This window comes from Corallococcus sp. AS-1-6 (assembly GCF_020037015.1).
In the GTDB taxonomy this organism is placed as follows: domain Bacteria; phylum Myxococcota; class Myxococcia; order Myxococcales; family Myxococcaceae; genus Corallococcus.
Genome location: NZ_JAIQDE010000009.1, coordinates 173,920 through 192,850 on the forward strand (window position 1 = coordinate 173,920; position 18,931 = coordinate 192,850).

Annotated in this window: 11 protein-coding genes; 8 read left to right on the top strand and 3 right to left on the bottom strand. The window is 72.0% G+C overall.

The features are described 5' to 3' along the window. Positions 1-94: 94 nt before the first annotated feature. The gene (locus tag K8612_RS14955) at positions 95-2,299 is read left to right on the top strand and encodes a hypothetical protein (RefSeq protein ID WP_223762748.1); all 2,205 of its coding nucleotides are present in this window, start codon (positions 95-97) and stop codon (positions 2,297-2,299) included. Positions 2,300-2,525: 226 nt separating this feature from the next. Beyond that, positions 2,526-4,703: a hypothetical protein gene (locus K8612_RS14960; protein WP_223762749.1), complete on the top strand. Its 2,178-nt coding sequence runs from the start codon at positions 2,526-2,528 to the stop codon at positions 4,701-4,703. Between the two features lie 13 nt (positions 4,704-4,716). On the opposite strand, the gene K8612_RS14965 is transcribed toward K8612_RS14960, so the two are convergent. Then, positions 4,717-6,177 carry a glutamate synthase subunit beta gene (locus tag K8612_RS14965; protein WP_223762750.1) on the bottom strand — a complete coding sequence of 487 codons (1,461 nt, stop codon included), beginning with the start codon at positions 6,175-6,177 and terminating at the stop codon, positions 4,717-4,719. A gap of 3 nt (positions 6,178-6,180) precedes the next feature. Continuing rightward, the gene (gene gltB, locus K8612_RS14970) at positions 6,181-10,752 is read right to left on the bottom strand and encodes a glutamate synthase large subunit (protein ID WP_223762751.1); all 4,572 of its coding nucleotides are present in this window, start codon (positions 10,750-10,752) and stop codon (positions 6,181-6,183) included. A 276-nt stretch (positions 10,753-11,028) separates the two neighbouring features. On the opposite strand from gltB, the gene K8612_RS14975 reads away from it, so the two are divergent. The 4 genes from K8612_RS14975 to K8612_RS14990 are packed head-to-tail and all read left to right on the top strand — an operon-like array spanning position 11,029 to position 15,509. Continuing rightward, complete coding sequence (locus tag K8612_RS14975) at positions 11,029-11,637, top strand: biliverdin-producing heme oxygenase (protein WP_223762752.1); 609 nt, start codon at positions 11,029-11,031, stop codon at positions 11,635-11,637. After that, positions 11,618-13,888 carry an ATP-binding protein gene (locus K8612_RS14980; RefSeq protein WP_223762753.1) on the top strand — a complete coding sequence of 757 codons (2,271 nt, stop codon included), beginning with the start codon at positions 11,618-11,620 and terminating at the stop codon, positions 13,886-13,888. Before K8612_RS14975 ends, K8612_RS14980 begins: the two co-directional genes overlap by 20 nt. Next, positions 13,885-14,322 (top strand): response regulator, encoded by a 438-nt coding sequence (locus tag K8612_RS14985; RefSeq protein ID WP_223740753.1) that lies wholly within the window; start codon positions 13,885-13,887, stop codon positions 14,320-14,322. Before K8612_RS14980 ends, K8612_RS14985 begins: the two co-directional genes overlap by 4 nt. Further along, the gene (locus K8612_RS14990; RefSeq protein ID WP_223762754.1) at positions 14,319-15,509 is read left to right on the top strand and encodes a hybrid sensor histidine kinase/response regulator; all 1,191 of its coding nucleotides are present in this window, start codon (positions 14,319-14,321) and stop codon (positions 15,507-15,509) included. Before K8612_RS14985 ends, K8612_RS14990 begins: the two co-directional genes overlap by 4 nt. Before the next feature lie 9 nt (positions 15,510-15,518). Here the strand turns inward: K8612_RS14990 and K8612_RS14995 are convergent, their stop codons facing one another. Further along, positions 15,519-16,088: a DUF420 domain-containing protein gene (locus K8612_RS14995; RefSeq protein ID WP_223762755.1), complete on the bottom strand. Its 570-nt coding sequence runs from the start codon at positions 16,086-16,088 to the stop codon at positions 15,519-15,521. A 335-nt stretch (positions 16,089-16,423) separates the two neighbouring features. Here K8612_RS14995 and K8612_RS15000 point away from each other — a divergent pair, with 335 nt between their 5' ends. Continuing rightward, positions 16,424-18,247, top strand: a complete 1,824-nt coding sequence (locus tag K8612_RS15000; RefSeq protein WP_223762756.1) for a DUF1585 domain-containing protein — start codon at positions 16,424-16,426, stop codon at positions 18,245-18,247. Next, positions 18,247-18,918: a hypothetical protein gene (locus tag K8612_RS15005; protein WP_223740749.1), complete on the top strand. Its 672-nt coding sequence runs from the start codon at positions 18,247-18,249 to the stop codon at positions 18,916-18,918. Before K8612_RS15000 ends, K8612_RS15005 begins: the two co-directional genes overlap by 1 nt. Positions 18,919-18,931: the final 13 nt, after the last annotated feature.

Below are 18,931 nucleotides of genomic sequence, written 5' to 3' on the forward strand. Positions count from 1 at the left end.
CATGCATTGGACCTCCGTTCATGCACGTGCGCCTGCTGCGTTGAGACACGGCCAGTCATCGGATGACAGGGCTGGCTTCGCGTGGGGGGAGCACATGTCGCGGAAACGCAATGAATCGAGAGTCGCTGTCCTGGGAATCGTGCTCGCGGTGTGGGGGTGCTCGAAGGAGCCCGCACCCACGCCGCCCCCGCCGGTGCGGGAGGCTCCGGCGGCCGTGCAGGCCGCCGGTCCGGGAGCCTCCCGGAGCCTGGGGGAGCTGCCCGTCGTGGAGGGCGGCTCCGTCGCGAAGGTCTTCGCCCAGAAGCTGGCCCGGCCCACGTTCCTGGGCGAGACGACGGCGGTGCACGTGAAGCTGCCGCCTCCCATCAACCGGGGGCTCGCGGGCAGCCTGGTGCGCGTGGTCGGTGAGCCGTCAATGCCCACCGTCCTCTTCCACTCCGACACCCTGGCCCGGCTGGGGGTGATTCCGGCGAGCCCGGGCCCCGACTTCTTCACCCTCTTCGCGCGGCTCCCGGACTCGGAGGTCGACCGCCGGGGGGAGAACGAGCGGCGGCTGGCGTCGGGCGAGTTCGGGGCGCCCACCCGGGAGACCGTCCTGTTCAACGGCCGCCACCCGGCCGCCCGCTACGAGGGGCTCCCCATGGACCCCAACGCCTTCGCGCGGGGCGCGCTCGTGCCCCAGACGAGCTGCCCCCAGGTGCCGGCCTCCACGGAGGCCTGGTGGGAGCGGACGCTGATGATCCGCGACCCGGCCGTGGTGCTCGACCCGGCGCGCACGTGGGACCCGTGCACGGGCGCGGGGACGAAGGGCGGCGTGTGGACCTTCGCGCACCTCATGCGGGAGATGGCCCAGGGCTCCGGCGTGAGCCCGGAGGCCTTCGTGCTGGAATGGCTGTCACTCTGGCTCAATGACTTCCAGTCCAACGGCGACACCGTGCCCGCGCGCCGCAAGATGTATGACGAGGTGATTGCCCCCTGGGCCGCCGCCAGCGGAGCGCTCTCGTCCCTCAAGTTCAACGCCTCCACGAACCGCTGGGAGGTGGTGCTGCGCAAGCCGCTGGACCTGGACATCGCGCCCTTCCGGCTGCTGGCCATCATCAACCGCATCGACCTGGGGGGCGGCACGGAGTACGGAGGCCGGTCCTCCAACCCGGGCGAGCTGCGGTTCATCTTCGGGCTGACGCGCCCCTCGCCCTGGGGAGGCGGCACGGAGGCGACGTGCAACCTCAAGCCCTTCACCACCATCTTCGAATACGGCGTGCCGGGCGAGGGGTGCCGGGCCGTCACCCAGTGGGCAAGGCAGTGGGTGGGGTTGGGGATGTACCCCACCTTCAACGAGGCCTACCGGTCGCGGCTGCAGCGGATGACGGAGAGCGTCGTCCGGCATGGGCGGGCGCCCGGGAAGGGCAACCAGAGCGCGCTCAACCAACTGCGCACCAACGAGGTCGCCCTGGCGTTCCCGTGGGAGCTGCGGGAGTTCCACCTGGCGGACGAGCACCCCGGCACCAGCAAGGACACCCCGTCCAACGGGCTGCTGCGCGTCCACACGCTGGCGCTGACCCCCAATGACGCGACCCACGACTTCCGCACGGACCCCGACGTGGACTTCTTCGTGCGCACGCAGGTCAAGAACGGCGTCGAGCAGCCGGTGTCCATCCCCTCCCACTGCACCGCCCGCTTCTCGGTGCCCTCCTCCGTCAACGACAGGTTCTTCCTGGGCGCCAACGCGCAGGTGGCGCCGCCCACCCACTGGGAGGCCGTCTCCGCGGTCTCCACCAACGCCACGGAGGTCTGCGCGCGGAAGGAGTTCTCCAGCAACACCTGCAATGGCTGTCATTTCAAGGACACGGGCACCAACGACTTCACGGGCGTGGACAACCTCGCCTTCACGCACGTCAGCCCCACGTCCGGCATCCCGGCGCGGGAGTCCAGGTTCCTGACGGGCGGGGGCAATGGCTCCATGTATGTCGTGCCGGACGCCCAGTTCGGAGCGCAGGTGGCGTCGTGGCCGTTCGCGGACCTGCTGCGCCGCCACCAGCGGCTCCAGGAGCTGGCCCACTGCTCCACCTGTGGATGGTTCATCGACCTGGACGCCGGCTACCTGAAGCGGATGGAGGCGCTCGCCGGGAGCGTGCCCCTGGACGTGCCGCCCGGCGCGCCCGGGTCGACGTTCACGGTGGGCCCCATCCTCGACGTTGGCGTGGTGCGGCAACTGCTGGAGCTGCGCCCCGGCCTCAGGCTCCGGTCACGGGACCTTCCGCTCGACTTCCTGGAGCCGCCCGCGGCCCGCGTCCACTGACGCACCACGCGATGCGTTGGGCCTCCATGCATGTGGACCCCGCGAGGCCGTGAGCCTGTCGGGAAGCAAATGGGCGGAGCCCCTGCTGTTCACTCGCACGGGCAGCCCTGTCCGGGGCGTGACGTCCGTCCATGCACTTCACTCCAGCGGCGTTGAGTCAATGCCAGCCATTCCAGGAAACGGCTGGCTTTGCCGGGGAGGATGTATGTTGTGGAAGTGCGAGGAATTGAGAGTCGCCGTGGTGGGGGCCGTGCTGATGGTCAGCGGCTGCGCGAGGGAGCCCGCGCAGGAGCCTTCGCGGGAGCCGTCGTGGCAGGACGCCGCGGAGGAGTCGCGGGGGCGCAGCACGAGCCTGGGGGAGCTGCCCCTCGTGCCGGGCCTGTCCGTCGCCGGGACCTTCGCCCAGAAGCTGGAATGGCCCACGGCGCTGGGGGAGACGACGGCGGTGCACGTGAAGCTGCCGCCCCCGGCCAACCGGCAGCTCTCCGACAGCCTGGTGCGCGTGGTGGGTGACCCGGCGCGGCCCTCGGTCCTCTTCCACTCCGACACCCTGGCCCGGCTGGGCGCGATTCCGGCGAGCCCGGGCCCCGACTTCTTCACCCTCTTCGCGCGGCTCCCGGACTCGGAGCTGGAGCGGCGCCAGGAGAACGAGCGGCGGCTGGCGTCTGGCGAGCTGGGGACCACCAGCCGGGAGTCCATCCTGTTCAACGGCCGCCACCCGGTGGCCCGCTACGAGGGGCTCCCCGTGAACGCGGCGGCCTTCGGGTGGGGGGAGCAGGTGCCGGTCACGAACTGCCCCCTGCTGCCCGCCTCCACCCAGTCCCAGTGGGAGCGGACGCTGATGATCCGCGACCCGGCCGTGGTGCTCGACCCGGCGCGCACGTGGGACCCGTGCACGGGCGCGGGGACGAAGGGCGGGGTGTGGACCTTCGCGCACCTCATGCGGCAGATGGCCCAGGGCTCCGGCGCGCGGCCGGAGGCCTTCGTGCTGAGCTGGCTGTCGCTCTGGCTCAATGACTTCCAGTCCAACGGCGACACGGTGCCCGCGCGCCGCAAGATGTATGACGAGGTGATTGCCCCCTGGGCCGCCGCCAGCGGCGCGACGTCCTCCCTCCGGCTCAACCCCGCCACGACCCGCTGGGAGGTGGTGCTGAGCAGGCCGCTGGACCTGGACATCGCGCCCTTCCGGTTGCTGGCCATCGTCAACCGCATCGACCTGGCCAGCAGTTGGGACCACGCGGACCGGCAGTCCGACCCGGGCGAGCTGCGCTTCCTCTTCGGGCTGACGCGCCCCTCGCCCTGGGGCGGCGGCACGGAGGCCACCTGCAACCTCAGGCCCTTCACCGTCATCTTCGAATACGGCGTGCCCGGAGAGGGCTGCGCGCAGGTCGTCGCCTGGGCACGTCAGTGGGCGTTGCTGGGGAACATCCCGTCCTTCAACGTGGCCTACAAGGCGCAGCTCACGCAGATGACCCAGAGTGTCGTCCTGCGCGGGCGGGCGCCGGGGAAGGGCAACGACAACGCGCTCAATCAGATCCGCACCAACGAGGCCGCCCTGGCGTTCCCGTGGGAGCTGCGGGAGTTCCGGCTGGTGGACGAGCACCCCGTCAGCGGCAAGGACAAGCCCTCCGACGGGCTGCTGCGCGTCCACACCATGGCGCGGACCCCCGATGACGCGACCCATGACTCCGAGGTGGATCCGGACATCGACTTCTTCGTGCGCACGCAGGTCAAGAACGGCGTCGAGCTGCCGGTGACCGTCCCCATCCGGTGCACCGCGAACTTCACGGTGCCTCGCAAGGTCCGTGGCCGGCCCTTCGTGGGGGCCAACTCGCTGGTGGCGAAGCCCACCCACTGGGAGGGCTTCAGCGTGGACTCCACGGATGCCGCGGAGGTCTGCGCGCGGAAGGAGTTCTCCCTCAACACGTGCAATGGCTGTCACTTCAAGGACACGGGCACCAACGACTTCTCCGGCATGGACAACGTGGCCTTCACGCACGTCAGCCCCACGTCCGGCATCCCGGCGCGGCTGTCCAGGTTCCTGACGGGCGGGGGCCCGGGCTTCATGTACCTCGTGCCGGACGCCCAGTTCGGAGCGCAGGTGGCGTCGTGGCCGTACGCGGACCTGCAGCGCCGGCACCAGCGGCTCCAGGAGCTGGCCAACTGCACCCTGTGCGGATGGGTCCGGGGCCTGGACGCGGGCTCCCTGGCGCGGATGGAGGCGCTCGCCGGGAGCGTCCCCCTGGACGTGCCGCCCGGCTCGCCCGAGCCGGCGCTCACGGTGGGGCCCATCCGAGACGTCGGCGTGGTGAAGCAACTGCTGGAGCTGCGCCAGGACTTCACGGCGCAGCCCCGGGAGGTGCCGCTCGACTTCCTCCAGCCGCCCGCGGCCCTCGTCCACTGACGGGCCGCGGCGGTTAGAACGCGCAGTCCTGACCGCGCGTGGGCAGCACGGAGGCGGCGCCGGACAGCCAGGTGTCCAGCGCGCGCGCCGCCTCACGTCCGTCCGCGAGCGCCCAGACGATGAGGCTCGCGCCCCGGCTGGCGTCGCCCGCGCAGTACACGCCCGGCGCGGAGGTGGCGAACCGCGCGTCCACCTTCACCGTGCCGCGCGGCGACAGCGTCACGCCCAGCTCCTCCTCCAGCCGGTCCGTGTCCGGGCCGGTGAAGCCCATGGCCAGCACGAGCAGGTCCACCTCGAACACCTGCTCGGAGCCCGGCAGCTCCACCAGCCTCGGCGCGCCGCCCGGCTCGGGCTGGACCTCCACGCGCACCGCGTGCAGCCGCTTCAACTGGCCGTTCTCGCCCTCCAGCCGCTTCGTCATCAGCGCGAAGGCGCGCTCGCCGCCCTCCTCCTGGCTGGTCGACGTGCGGAACACCAGCGGCCAGCGCGGCCACGGGTTCTCCTTCGCGCGCACCCGCGGCGGCGCGGGGAGGAGCTCCACCTGCGTCACGCTCGCAGCCCCCTGGCGCAGCGCCGTGCCCAGGCAGTCCGAGCCCGTGTCGCCGCCGCCCAGGATGATGACCCGCTTGCCCTTCGCCTCCAGGCGCGCGTCCGGCGGCGCTCCCGCCGTCACCACCCGGTTCTGGTGCTCCAGGTAGTCCATGGCCCGCACCACGCCGGACAGCTCGCGGCCCGGCACGTCCAGCTCGCGGGCCTTGCGCGCGCCCAGGGCCAGCACCACGCCGTCGTACTGCTCGCGCAGCGCGCGCCAGCCCGGCGTGACGGCCACGTCCTCGCCCGTGCGGAAGACGATGCCCTCCGCCTCCATCAGCGCGAGCCGGCGGTCCAGCACCGCCTTCTCCAGCTTGAAGTCCGGGATGCCGTAGCGCAGCAGGCCTCCGGCGCGGGCGTCCTTCTCGTACACCGTCACGCTGTGCCCGGCCGCGTTGAGCTGCGCCGCCGCCGCCAGCCCCGCGGGGCCGGAGCCCACCACCGCCACGCGCTTGCCCGTGCGCCGCGCCGGAGGCCTCGCCTTCACCCAGCCCTCCGCGAAGGCGCGCTCCGAAATCTCCTTCTCCATCTGCTCGATGGTGACCGCGTCCCGGTCGATGGCCAGCACGCACGCGGCCTCGCACGGCGCGGGGCACAGCCGCCCGGTGAACTCCGGGAAGGTGTTGGTGCGGCTGAGCACCTGGTACGCCTCCTTCCACTGGCCCCGGTACACCGCGTCGTTGAAGTCCGGGATGAGGTTCCCCAGGGGACACCCCTGGTGGCAGAAGGGGATGCCGCAGTCCATGCAGCGCCCCGCCTGCCGCTTCGCCTCGTCCGCGGCCAGCGGCAGGTGCAGCTCGCGCCAGTCCTCCAGGCGCTCCACCTTGTCCCGCTTGGGGGCGTGGACGCGCTGCCACTCCATGAAACCCGTGGGCTTGCCCATGGCTCAGGTCCCCCCGCCCACGACGTGGAGCTGCTGGACGCTCGCGGTGGGTGGCGGCCTGCGCGCCGCCCTGCGCGCCTGGAGCACCCGCTTGTAGTCGGACGGCATGACCTTCATGAACTGCGGCACCATCAGCTCCCAGTTGTCCAGGACCCGCCGCGCCAGCGCGCTGCCGGTGTGGTGCAGGTGGCGTTCAATCATCCCGTGCACGAGCCAGATTTCGGACTCGTCCACCAGCGACTCCAGCTCCACCATCTCCAGGTTGCAGCGCTCGCGGAAGGAGCGCTCGCGGTCCAGCACGTACGCGGTGCCGCCGCTCATGCCGGCCGCGAAGTTGCGGCCCGTCTGGCCCAGCACCACCACCACGCCGCCCGTCATGTACTCGCAGCCGTGGTCGCCCACGCCCTCCACCACCGCCTGCGCGCCGCTGTTGCGCACCGCGAAGCGCTCCCCGGCCAGGCCCCGCAGGTACACCTCGCCGGCCGTGGCGCCGTAGAGCACCGTGTTGCCGACGAGCACGTTCTCCTCGGGCGTGAAGCGGCTGCCCTCCGGCGGGTAGACGATGATGCGTCCGCCGGACAGACCCTTGCCCAGGTAGTCGTTGGTGTCGCCCTCCAGCTCCAGCGTCACGCCGGACGCGAGGAACGCGCCGAAGCTCTGGCCCGCGGAGCCCTTCAGCTTCACCCGCAGCTTGCCGTCCGGCAGCCCCTGCGCGCCGTGGCGGCGGGCAATCTCGCCGGACAGCATGGCGCCCACCGCGCGGTGCGTGTTCGCCACCGGCAGCGACAGCAGGAGCGGCGGCCCGCCCGCGAGCACGGACTGCGCCTTCGTGAGCAGCTCGTGGTCCAGGTGGTCCGACACGTCCTTGCGGTGCGGCGTCTGGCAGTGGCGCGGCTCGGTGGCCGGCGCGGCCGGCGCGGCGAGCAGCGCGGACAGGTCCACCTTGCGCGCCTTCCAGTGGTCCACCGCCGCGCGCTGGCGCAAGAGGTCCACCCGGCCCACCAGCTCCTCCAGCTTGCGCGCGCCCAGCCTCGCCATGTGCCGGCGCAGCTCCTCCGCCAGCAGCAGGAAGAAGCTGACGACGTTCTCCGGCGTGCCCTGGTAGCGCTCGCGCAGGGCCGGGTCCTGCGTGGCGATGCCCGCCGAGCAGGTGTTGAGGTGGCACTTGCGCAGCATGATGCAGCCCACGGACACGAGGCTCGCGGTGGCCAGGCCGAACTCCTCCGCGCCCAGCAGCGCCGCCACCAGCACGTCGCGCGCGGTGCGCAGGCCGCCGTCCACCTGCACGCGGATGCGCGAGCGCAGGCCGTTGTGCACCAGCACCTGCTGCGTCTCCGCCAGGCCCAGCTCCCACGGCAGCCCCGCGTGCTGGAGGCTGGAGAGGGGAGAGGCGCCCGTGCCGCCCTCGTAGCCCGCCACCACCACGCAGCCCGCGCCCGCCTTGGCCACGCCCGCGGCGATGGTGCCCACGCCCACCTCGCTCACCAGCTTCACGCTCACGCGCGCCTTCGCGTTCACGGACTGGAGGTCGTAGATGAGCTGCGCCAGGTCCTCGATGGAGTAGATGTCGTGGTGCGGCGGCGGGGAGATGAGCGTCACGCCCGGCGTGCTCCAGCGCACGCGCGCGATTCTTTCGTCCACCTTGTGGCCCGGGAGCTGGCCGCCCTCGCCGGGCTTGGCGCCCTGGGCCATCTTGATTTGGAGCTCGTCCGCGTTGACCAGGTACTCCGCGGTGACGCCGAAGCGCGCGCTGGCCACCTGCTTGATGGCGCTGCGGCGCGAGTCGCCGTTGGGGTCCTTCGTGTAGCGCCGGGACTCCTCGCCGCCCTCGCCGCTGTTGGATTTGCCGCCCAGCCGGTTCATCGCGATGGCCAGCGTCTCGTGCGCCTCCGCGCTGATGGAGCCGAAGGACATGGCGCCGGTGACGAAGCGCCGCGCCAGCTCCAGCGCGGGCTCCACCTCCTCCAGCGGCACCGGCGTGCAGCCCTCCGTCACCACGTCCAACAGGCCGCGCAGGTTGCTGTGCTCGCGCGTCTCGTCGTCCGCCAGCTTCGAGTACTCCTGGAACTGCACGGGGTCGTTCGCGCGCACCGCCGCCTGGAGCTTCGCCACGGTGGCCGGGTTCCACTTGTGCCGCTCGCCCTGCCGGCGCCAGCGGAACTGCCCGCCCACCGGCAGCAGGGGCTCCTCGCCGTCCGCGCCGGGGCCGAAGCCGCGCGCGTGCCGCTCCGCCACCTCGCGGCCCAGCTCCGGCAGCCCCACGCCCTCCACGCGCGACGACGTGCCGGTGAAGTGCTTCTCGATGAGGCTGCGCTGCAGGCCCACCGCCTCGAAGAGCTGCGAGCCGCGGTAGGACTGGAGCGTGGAGATGCCCATCTTGGACATCACCTTGAGCAGCCCCTCCTCCAGGCCGTGCAGGTACTGCGCCTGCGCCTTGTCCGCGTCCGCCTTGAGCTCTCCGGCGTCCGCCAGCGCGCGCAAGCTGTCCAGCGCCAGGTACGGGTTCACCGCGGACACGCCGTAGGCGAACAGGCACGCGAAGTGGTGCACCTCGCGCGCCTCCGCCGTCTCCAGCACGATGCCCGTGTACATGCGCGTGCCGTCACGCACCAGCCGCTGGTGCACCGCGGACACGGCCAGCAGCGCGGGGATGGCCGCGTGCGCCGCGTCCACGCCCCGGTCGCTCAGGACCAGGATGCTCGCACCCGCGTCCACGGCGTCCACCGCCGCCGTGCACAGCCGCTCCACCGCGACCTCCAGCGCCGCCGCCGCGCCGCCCGCGTGCGGGTACAGCAGGCTCAGGGAGCGCGGCTCGAAGAGGCCGGTGTCGCCGCGCAGGTTCGCCAGGCGCGCCAGTTGCCCGTTGGTGAGGATGGGGCCGGGCAGGGACAGCCGGTGGCACTGCTCCGGCGTCTCCTCGAAGGTGTTGCCCTCCGGGCCCAGCGCGGTGGCCAGCGTCATCACCAGCGCCTCGCGCAGCGGGTCGATGGGCGGGTTGGTCACCTGCGCGAAGAGCTGGTGGAAGTAGTTGAAGAGGGTGGGGGCCTGGTCGCTCAGCACCGCCAGCGGCGTGTCCGTGCCCATGGAGCCCGTGGGCTCCTTGCCCGTCTCCGCCATGGGCACCAGCGTGGTGCGCACGTCCTCGTCCGTGTAGCCGAACGCGCGCTGCAGCCGCCACAGCGCCTCGCCCTTCAGGCGCGCGGGGGCGGGGACCGCGGGCAGGTCCTCGAAGGTGAAGACGTTGCGCTGCAGCCAGCGGCGGTAGGGCCAGCGCGAGGTGATTTCACGCTTCACCTCCTCGTCCTCCAGGATGCGCCCCTCCGTGGTGTCCACCAGCAGCATGCGGCCCGGCGTCAGCCGGCCCTTGCGGCGCACCTGCGACGCGGGCACGTCGATGACGCCCGTCTCCGAGGCCAGGATGATGCGGTCGTCCTCCGTCACCAGGTAGCGCGCGGGGCGCAGGCCGTTGCGGTCCAACGTCGCGCCAATGAGCTGCCCGTCCGTGAACGCGATGGCCGCGGGCCCGTCCCACGGCTCCAGGAGGGACGCGGAGTACTCGTAGAAGGCGCGGCGCTCGTCGCCCATCTCCTTGTTGCCCTCCCACGCCTCCGGGATGGTCATCATCATCGCGTGGGGCAGGGTGCGGCCGCCCAGGTAGAGCAGCTCCACCATGTTGTCGAACTGCGCGGAGTCGCTCTTGCCCGGGACGATGATGGGCCACAGCGGCTCCAGGCTCCCGCCCAGCTTCGCCGTCTGCAGGAGCCCGCGCCGCGCCGTCATCCAGTTGCGGTTGCCACGCAGGGTATTGATTTCACCGTTGTGCGCGATGAAGCGGAACGGCTGCGCCAGCTCCCACGTGGGGAAGGTGTTGGTGGAGAAGCGCGAGTGCACCAGCGCCAGCGCGCTGACGAACTCCGGGTGCCGCAGGTCCGCGTAGAAGCGCGGGAGCTGCCGGGGCAGCAGGAGCCCCTTGTAGATGAGCGTCTCCGACGAGCAGCTCGCCACGTGGAAGCGCCCCTGGGGATCCACGCCGCGCGCCAGCACGCGGTTCTCCACCAGCTTGCGGATGCGGTAGAGCTTGCGCTCGAAGGCGCTGGGCACCACGCGCCTGCGCGCGATGAAGAGCTGCCGGATGGCCGGCGCCGCCTCCCTCGCGAGCGGCCCCAGCTCCTCCGGCGCCACCGGCACGTCGCGCCAGCCGAGCAGCCGCTGCCCCTCCTCCTCCACCACGTCCTCGAACAGCGCCTCGCACGCGCGGCGCGCCTCCGGCTCCGACGGCAGGAACACCTGCGCCACGCCGTACTGGCGGCGCGGCGGCAGCTCGAACCCCAGCCTCGGCGCCTCGTGGTTGAAGAAGCGGTGCGGCAACTGCACCAGGATGCCGGCGCCGTCGCCTGTCTCCGGGTCCCTCCCCGCCGCGGCGCGGTGGCTCAGCCGGTTGAGCAGCTCCAGCGCGTCCTCCACGATGCCCCGCGAACGCTGTCCCCGGATGTGGGCCACGAACCCCACACCGCAGGCGTCGTGCTCGGTCTCCGGCTCATACAGCCCGTAGCGCGGAGGGAGGGTGAACGGCATCGTCGGAACCCCTTTCCCGCATGACGCGGGAAGCCAAGCTGTTGAGCATCCAGGCTAACGCGGCGTGTCGCGGCCCGTAAAGACAGGGTGACTCAGGGGGTCGAGTCACCGCGTGCAGTGGTGCCGGGGAAACAGGCTCTCCGTGAAACCTCACGCTCCGTACGGCCCGCGCCGCGTGCAGGGATGAGCGGCCAACATTCATCTGCGATGAACGGCCAACATTCAGCGCAATTGGTTCTTTTCAGCCGCCGGGACGCTTCCCATCCTCAAGGCAACTTGGAACTGCTTCAGCGGCTGAAGACGGAGACGCGCCCTCACCATGAGCGCACGGAGGGCGTGGTGCGTCTGATGGACGCGGACCTGACGCCCGCGGGCTACCAGCGCCAGTTGGAGGCCTTCCACGGGCTCTACGCGCCGCTGGAGGCGCTGCTCGCCGCGCCCCTCACGGCCCTGGAGCCGGCGCTGGATTGGGAGGCGCGCTGGAAGACGCCGCTGCTGGAGGCGGACCTGCGCGCCATGGGGCATGACACGGCCTCGCTCGCGCGGCTGCCGCGCGCCTCCTCGCTGCCGGCGCTGCCGGGGCTGGCGGAGGCGCTGGGCTGCGCGTACGTGCTGGAGGGCTCCACGCTGGGGGGCCAGCTCCTCCTGCGCCACCTGACGCGCCACTTCGGGGCGGACGCGCGCGTGGGGACCTTCGCCTTCTTCCGGGCCTACGGAGACCAGGTGGGCCCCATGTGGCGCGCGTTCGGTGAAGCGCTCACCCGGGCCTCCGCGCGGGCGGCGTCCGAGTCCTTCGACGCGGCCGTCGTGCAGGGGGCCCGGGACACCTTCGACACCTTCGCCGCCTGGTTGAAGCGGGAGCACGATGTCCCCGTCCGTCTCTGATGCCGACCTCAGCGTCTGTGACCGCGAGCCCATCCACCTGCTGGGCGGCGTGCAGCCCCGGGGCGTGCTCGTCGCCTTCCACCCGGACACGGAGGCCATCGCGGTCGTGAGCGCGAACGTCCAGGCGCTGCTCGGCGCCGGGCCGGACGCGCTGCTGGGCAGGCCCCTGTCCGGCGTGCTTCCGCGCGGGCTGCTCGCGCGCGTGGAGGCGGGGCCGGGGCCCGGGCCCGTCACCGTGGAGGTGTCCGGCCAGCGCTGCTCCGCGCTCCTGCACGACAGCGACGGCCTGCGCGTGCTGGAGCTGGAGCCGCTGACGGACGAGGACGCGGGCGCGGAGGAGACCGCGCTGGGCGCGGTGCAGCGGCTGGTGTCGCCGCTGGGGCGCGCGAAGGGCACGGCCGCGCTGCTCCAGGAGGCCGCGGAAGCGGTGCGGGAACTCATCGGCTACGACCGGGTGATGGTCTACCGCTTCCACGCGGACTTCCACGGCGAGGTCGTGGCGGAGAGCGTGCGGGGGGGCGTGGACTCCTTCCTGGGCCTGCACTACCCGGCGAGCGACATCCCCGCGCAGGCGCGCGCCCTCTACACGCGCAACCCCGTGCGCCTCGTCGCGGACGTGGACGCGCAGGTCGTGGGGCTGGTGCCGCCGGTGCTGCCCGGCACCCTGCGCCCGTTGGACCTCTCCGGCGCCGCGCTCCGGAGCGTGTCGGAGGTCCACCTGGAGTACCTGCGCAACATGGGCGTGGGCGCGTCCTTCAGCGTGTCGCTCCTGAAGGACGGGCAGCTCTGGGGGCTCATGGCCTGCCACCACCTGTCGCCCCGCGCGGTGTCCGCCGCGCGGCGGCAGGCGTGCGAGGTGCTGGCGCGGCTGCTGTCGCTCCAGCTCTCCGCGGAGGAGCGGAGCCTGGAGTCCGCCGCCCAGGCGCGCCGCGCGTCGCTGCTCAACGCGCTGGTCGTCCCGAACCTGGGCGAGCGCAGCCCCGCGAAGGCGCTGGAGGCGCAGGCCCCGCTCCTGATGGAGCTCACGGGTTCGCACGGCGTGGCGCTGATGCTGGGCGCGAGCGCGGGCTCGGCGGCGTCGCCCCTCTTGCTCGGCACCACGCCGTCCGCGGAGGAGGTGCGCGCCCTGGTGGCGTGGCTCGCGGCGCGCGAGCTGCCGGATGACACCTTCCACGTGGACCGGCTGGGGGACGTGTACCCGCCGCTGGCCTCGCGCGCGGACGTGGCCGCGGGCCTGCTGGCGGTGCGGCTGGACCCCGCCGTGCCGCACTTCGCGCTGTGGTTCCGCCCGGAGGTGGCGCGCACCGTGGCGTGGGCCGGCAACCCGAACAAGCCCGTGCGTGCGGAGCCGGGCCATGCGCGGCTGCGCCCCCGCGCCTCCTTCGACGTGTGGCGCGAGGAGAGGAGGGGCGCCTCCACCCCGTGGTCCGCGCAGGACCTGGAGGCGGCGCGCGCGCTCCGGGGCGCGCTGGTGGGCGTGGTGCTGCGGCACGCGGAGGAGCTGGCCCGGCTGTCGCGGGAGCTGGCCCGCTCCAACGCGGAGCTGGACGCGTTCGGCGGCACCGTGGCGCACGACCTCAAGGAGCCCCTGCGCGGCATCCTCCAGTACAGCTCCTTCCTCCAGGAGGACTTCGGCCCCGCGCTGGGCGCGGACGGGCGCCAGCAACTGGAGGCCCTGGCGTGGCTGGCGAAGCGCACGCAGGAGCTGCTCGACAACCTCTTCGAGTACAGCCGCCTGGGCCGGCTGGAGCTGTCGTGGGAGCGGACGGATCAGCAGGCGCTGGTGGAGGACGTGCTCAAGACGCTGGGCGCGCGGCTGGAGGAGGGCAGGGTGGAGGTCCGCCTGCCCCGCCGGCTGCCCACGGTGGCGTGTGACGCCGTCCGCATCCGCCAGGTGTGGGCCAACCTCATCAGCAACGCGGCCAAGTACCAGACGGCCGAGCCTCGCTGGGTGGAGGTGGGCTTCGTGGGGCCCGGGGAAGCACGCCCGGAGGCGGCGCGGCACGTCGGCGCGTCCTACCTTTTCTACGTGAAGGACCCGGGCATCGGCATCGCGCCGCAGTTCCACGAAGCCATCTTCGAGCTGTTCCGCCGCCTGCATCCCGCGCAGGCCTATGGCGGCGGCTCGGGGGCGGGGCTGGCCATCGCGCGCCGGCTGGTGACGCTGCATGGCGGCGCGCTCTGGGTGGAGTCCGCGCCGGGGCGGGGCTCCACCTTCTATTTCACGCTGGGCGAGGGACCGCGTTCATGAAGCCGCTGCTGCTGGTGGAGGACAGTGACCCGGACGCGGAGGCGCTGATGCGCATCGCGAAGCGGCTGCCCCTGCCCGTGCCGGTGGTGCGCGTGCGCGACGGCGAGGACGCCCTGGACTACCTCTTCCGGCGCGGGGCCCACGCGGAGGCGGAGCGCCCGGTGCTCATCCTGCTGGACCTGCACATGCCCGGCATCAGCGGGCGCGAGGTGCTCTCCACGCTGAAGGCGGATCCGGTCCTGCGCTCCATCCCCGTCATCATCTTCTCCTCCTCCGTGGAGTCGAGGGACGTGGACGGCGCCTACGCGGACGGCGCCAACAGCTACCTCTTCAAGCCGGAGGTCGGCCCCCAGCTCCAGGCCACCGCGGAGGCGCTCCACGCCTTCTGGTTCAAGGCCGCGCGCCTGCCCGAGCCCCAGGAGCCCGAGACATGAGCCTGCGCGTGCTGCTGGTGGATGACGGCATGGCGGACCGCCTCGCGGTCAGCCGCGCGCTGGCGAAGGACCCGGAGATGCGGTGGGAGGTGGTGCCGGTGTCCTCCGCGGAGGACGCGCTGGCGTACCTGTCCGCCAACGCGGTGGACGCGATGCTGCTCGACTACCACCTGCCCGGCATGAACGGCGTCACCCTGCTGCGCAGGCTCGCGGAGCTGGGCCTGCCCCGGGTGCCCGCCGTGGTGGTGCTCACCGGCAGCGGCAACGAGCGCGTGGCGGTGGAGGCCATGAAGGCCGGCGCCCAGGACTACCTGGTGAAGGAGGCCTTCAGCCCGGAGCGCCTGCGCCTCAGCCTGCGCGCCGCCGTGGACACGGTGCTGATGACGCGCGAGCTGGAGGAGCGCCGCCTGCGCGCCGAGCGCGCCGAGGCCGCCGCCCGCGAGGCGCTGGCCGTGCGCGACGAGCTCTTCTCGCTGGCGACGCACGACCTCAAGGGCCCGCTTCAAATCATGACGCTCAACGCCCAGGTGCTGCGCCGGCAGATTCCCGCCGCCGCGATGACGCCCTCGCTGGAGACGCGCCTGGGCCACATCGTGCGCGCGGCGCACCGCATGGGCGAGCTCATCGACCACTTCCTGGAGGTGACGCGCGGCCAGGAGCGCCCGCTCAAGCGCGAGCCCATGGACCTGCTGGCCATGGCGCGCGGCAAGGTGCGCGAGCTGGAGGCCAACGCGTCCCGCCACCACTTCGTCCTGGAGGTGCCGGAGGGGCGCGACTTCACCGGCGACTGGGACGCGCACGCCCTGGAGCGCGTGCTGGAGAACCTGATGGGCAACGCGGTGAAGTACAGCGCCGCGGGCTCCACCGTCACCGTCCACCTGACGGTGGAGGAGGAGCAGACGCAGCAGTTCGTGCTGCTCTCCGTGACGGACCAGGGCATCGGCATCCCGGCGGAGGACCTGCCCTTCGTCTTCGAGCGCTTCCACCGCGGGCGCAACGTGTCCCGGGACGTGTCCGGCAGCGGCGTGGGCCTGGCCAGCGCGCGCCGCATGGTGGAGCTGCACGGCGGCACGCTCGCCGTGCGCAGCGTGGAGGGGCAGGGCTCCACCTTCACCGTGCGCCTGCCCCGGGGCATCGCCCTCTCCGCGGGGCCCGCGCACGCCACGCCCGAGTACACCGCGCCGTAGCGCGGCGCCTCAGGACACCGCGGGCACGCCGCCGCGCAGCATGAAGAACACCACCACGCCCGTCACCGACACGTAGAGCCAGATGGGCGCCAGCCACCGCGTCACCTTGCGGTGCCGGGCGAACTGCTGCCGCCAGGAGAAGTAGAAGGCCACCAGCGCCATGGGCAGCACCGGCATGGACAGCAGCACGTGGCTGGCCAGCAGCGTCAGGTACAGCCCGCGGAAGTCCCCCACGTAGCGCGTGTCCCCGTGCACGAAGTGGTAGGCGAGGTAGCCCACCAGGAACAGCGCGGACGCGATGAACGCGCTCACCATCAGGTTCTGGTGCGCCTTGCGCGCGCCGCGCTTGATGGCCACCCACCCGCCCAGCAGCAGCGCCGCCGCCGTCGCGTTGAGCCCCGCGTTCACCGCCGGCATGAAGCGCAGGTCCACGCCCATCCCCGCGCCTCCGCGCCGGATGAGCAGCAGCCACGCCAGCAGCGCCAGCGCGCCGGCGGACACCACGCCGATCGCGATGAAGAAGGAGCGGTCGTTGGCGGACGGAGACGACGGGGAGACCCCGGAGGCGGCGTTGGACATGCCCCCCTTGTGGCCCGCGTCAGGTCCCGCTTGCAACAGGCCCTCTCAGCCGCATCCCGCTGCTGCCTACATGTCGGTTGAATGGAATCGGTTAGCCCAACTGGATCTCAAACCGGAAATTCCTTCATACTTCGGTCCACTGCGTCACCCCCGACCCCCCCTCTCGGAGGTTCCCCGTGTTCAGCGTGCGTTGCCTTGCCCCCCTGGCGAGCGCCGCCCTCCTGTTCGCCCTGCCCGCGGCCGCTGAAGAAGCGGTGTGCGCGCCCGTGGCGAAAGTTCCACTGGAGCGGCATCTCAGACAGCTTTCTCTCGACTTGCTGGGACGCCCTCCGACCATGGAGGAGTACAAGGCGTTCCAGGCCAAGGGCTCCGTCACGGCGGAGGACGTCCGCGCGATGATGAAGGACGAGTCCTTCTACGCGCGGATGCGCAACTACCACCGCGCGCTGCTGCGCTCGAACATCAGCGGCAGCGTGCAGGGCAACGGCGACTACCGCGTGTCCGGCACGCCGCTGAGCTTCGCGGGCAACAACTCCAACAGCCTGCGCGGCGGCCAGAGCCAGCGCTGCGACGGGGAGATTCTGCAGGACGCCTGCAAGGCGAACCCGCAGGACCCGCACCAGGACAACTCCACGGCCCCCGCCTGCCGCGACGCGCAGGGCATCCCGCTGCCGGTCAGCTACGACTACGACACGAACTTCTACCAGTGCCGCCAGTTGGACGTGGCCTCCACGTCCCCGGAGCTGAAGTTCGCGGACTGCAACGCGCTGAAGGCCGACGCGACGTACGGCAAGTACGTGAACTTCTGTGACAACCGCTACCTGGCCTCCGCGGGCAAGTCCGTGGGCTACCTCTGCCTGCCGGACCCGAACAAGAACACCACCAACGTGCTGGTGGCGTCGCCGGCCACGGGCGTCATCACGGCCTGGGTGAACCCGGACCAGACCGCGAGCCTGAAGCGGCTGGACCGCTGCGGGTTCGACATCAAGAAGGACGTCAACGGCAACCCGCTCCGGGACGGCGTCTGGGCGGCGCAGCGCGGCTGCGTGCAGCGCGACGGCTATGTCACCACCACGGTGCAGCCCTACTGGTCCACCACCACGGAGACCGTGAAGGTGTGCGCCGTGGAGGCGCAGGACCGCGCGGCGAACCCGTACACGGGCGAGTCCTGTGAGACGGCGCGCTTCAACGGCGACCGGAGCTGCGGCTGCGGCGACAAGATGCGCCGCTGCGAAATCACGGACGTGCACACCGCGCGCGTCGCCGCCTTCAACGAGGAGCCGCTCTACATCACGGACTCCGTGGTGCGGAACGACGAGCCCTACTTCAACATCCTCACCACCCGCCGCTCCTTCGTGAACGGCACGCTGTCGGAGTTCTACCGGCAGCGCCAGGGCGCGGGCGTCTTCAGCATCAAGTCCCCGGCGGACGCGGCCACGCTGCCCGCCGTGACGTACGCGAACGCCACCCAGTGGAGCGAGTACGTGCGTGACGGCACCCACTCCGGCGTGCTCACCACGCCCGCGTTCCTCTACCGCTTCCCCACGCAGCGCGCCCGCGTGAACGAGTTCTACGAGGCGTTCCTCTGCAAGCACTTCGCCCCGGCCGCGGACGCGTCCCTGCCGCCCCCGGACGACGCCTGCAACCGCGAGAACAACCTGGCCAAGCGCTGCGGCTGCAACTACTGCCACGCCACCATCGAGCCCACGGGCGCGCACTGGGGCCGCTACGCGGAGCGCTCCGCGCTGTTCCTGTCCCCGGAGCAGTTCCCCCGCCTGGACGTGAAGTGCCGCGACTGCGCCCTCGCCGGGAACACCAACTGCGACGGCGAGTGCAGCCAGTACGTGATGCAGGCCTTCGACGGCGACGGCGCCAACTCGCTGGGCCTCTTGAAGACCTACCTCTACCGCAACGCGGACGAGGAGAAGAACATCGAGGGCGGCCCCCAGGCGCTGGTCAAGCGCATGATGGAGACGGGCGACCTGGAGCGCTGCACCGTCAAGCGCGTCTGGAACGAGTTCCTGGGCCGCGCGATGACGGCCGAGGAGCAGCGCCTGTACCTGCAGCGGCTCTCGCAGGACTTCGCCAAGAACAACCACAGCCTCAAGGGCCTCATCGAGCAGGTGGTGATGTCCGACGCGTACCGGAGGATCGACTGATGCGCCGCCTTCTGCTGACCGCGCTGCTCGCGCTCGCCACGGGCTGCACGCAGGGCTCCGTGGACGTCCCCGCCAAGCCCGTCCCGCTGGACGCCCAACTGGACCCCGTGCCCAACCCGCACGGGGACTCGGCCCCCATCGACCCGCTGCCGGACCCGGAGGCCCAGGGCGGCAGCGTGGGCCGCGCGCCCCGCCGCCTCACCGTCGCGCAGCTCAAGGAGTCCATCCGCGTCGCCGTGGGCATGGAGTGGGACGAGCTGGAGTCGCGCGCCCAGTCGCTGGGCCGCGCGGACTACGCGCTCGTCACCTCCGAGAACACGGAGCCCAACCTCGTCTTCGCCCGCTTCCTGGATGACGGCGCGCGCAAGGTCTGCATCGCCCAGGCGCAGAAGGACATCGCGCAGGCGGACGTGAGCCTGCGCACCCTGGGCCGCACGCTGCCCTCGCCCATGAGCGACCTGACGAAGCTCACGGACGCGCAGGTGGACGAGACGCTCGTGTACCTCTCCACCCGGTTCTGGGGCGCGCCGCTCTCCGGTGAGGAGCTCACGCGCTACGCGACGTTCTTCCGCAAGGCCGCCGCCCGGGCCGAAACCCTCAAGAAGCGCGACCAGGCGCTGGCGGTGGTCTGCATCGCCATGCTGACGGACTCGCGCTTCATCACCTACTGACCTTGACGGTGCC